Below are 284 nucleotides of genomic sequence, written 5' to 3'. Positions count from 1 at the left end.
AAAGTCTTTAAGGGACTTGCAACCCGAGGCAAAAGCAGCATGGGCTGGTTCTATGGCTTTAAGCTGCACGCCATTATCAATCATAAGGGCGAGCTGGTATCTGTTAAAGTCACTGCGGGTAATACGGATGACAGAGTGCCTGTTAAGGATATGGCAACACCTGTGTTTGGCAAGGTGTTTGGTGATAGAGGCTACATCAGTAAAGCCCTAAACGCGTGGCTCACAAAACACAGTGATACTAGGCTGATAACGAAACTTCGGCGTAATATGAAACCCCAATTACT

Annotated in this window: 1 protein-coding gene; it reads left to right on the top strand. The window is 46.1% G+C overall.

Annotation, left to right across the window (positions count from 1 at the left end; all coding sequences use genetic code 11):
- Window positions 1–284 (top strand): transposase (locus tag CXF58_RS01390; RefSeq protein WP_145989783.1); only part of this gene is annotated, 284 nt, incomplete at both ends.

This window comes from Psychrobacter sp. Sarcosine-02u-2, from assembly GCF_002836335.1.
GTDB classification, from domain to species: domain Bacteria; phylum Pseudomonadota; class Gammaproteobacteria; order Pseudomonadales; family Moraxellaceae; genus Psychrobacter; species Psychrobacter faecalis.
The sequence above is the reverse complement of the archived record's forward strand: the minus strand, read 5'-3'. Positions and strand labels throughout refer to the sequence as shown.